The sequence below is a fragment of the Mariniflexile soesokkakense genome, from assembly GCF_039650365.1.
Taxonomy (GTDB): domain Bacteria; phylum Bacteroidota; class Bacteroidia; order Flavobacteriales; family Flavobacteriaceae; genus Mariniflexile; species Mariniflexile soesokkakense.
The window spans coordinates 1-685 of record NZ_JAZHYP010000026.1; the positions used below are offsets into that span (position 1 = coordinate 1).

Genomic DNA, 685 nt, shown 5'->3' on the forward strand with positions numbered 1-685 from the left:
AATAAACTGCTTTTTTATTGGTTTTTAACACAGTTCTTGGAAAGTTGCGTGTTTGCGTGCGAGGAATTTCCGAAGGAAATTCAGACGTAGCAAACCTGCAACGACCTTTGTTTTAGTACAACACCAGCAATTTTTTATATACTTTGTTGTACGCAGTTTTTAATTTTTTAATAGATAACAATTATCTTTTAATTGAATATTCTTTCCATCGTAATAGTCAATTTCAGTTTTCAAATTCTCTATGAATTTAAGTTCGTCAATTGGGCATATTTTCATAAAATTACTTTTAATCTCAAGTTCTCCAGATTTATCATAAATGGAAATTGTCGCATTATTTTTATGATTATGCATCCAATCCACGTTAAACCAGTTTCCTTTACCATTTTTTTCAATCCAGAAAGCAGTTTTAGGAATTCTGTCAGTCCCTTTTAATTTGATTACAGGTTTTTCGGTTGAGTAATTCTTTTTGTCAAATTCCGTAATCCCATTTTTTTTAATCACAAAAATGAAAAGTCCGACGAGTAAAATCAGAATTACACTAGTGGAAATTAAAATCCGAAGTATTAATTTTTTCGTGTTATTCATTCAGATTTCGGTTTTTCTCAAATTGCGTACAACGTTTATGTATAAGGAAAGTTGCGTGTTTGTGTGCGAGGATTTTCCGAAGGAAAATCAGAAGCTAGCA

At 31.1% G+C, this 685-nt stretch carries 1 protein-coding gene; it reads right to left on the reverse strand.

Annotated elements, in window-relative coordinates:
- Positions 1 to 159: 159 nt before the first annotated feature.
- The gene (locus VP395_RS15790; RefSeq protein WP_346242993.1) at positions 160 to 585 is read right to left on the reverse strand and encodes a hypothetical protein; all 426 of its coding nucleotides are present in this window, start codon (positions 583 to 585) and stop codon (positions 160 to 162) included.
- Positions 586 to 685: the final 100 nt, after the last annotated feature.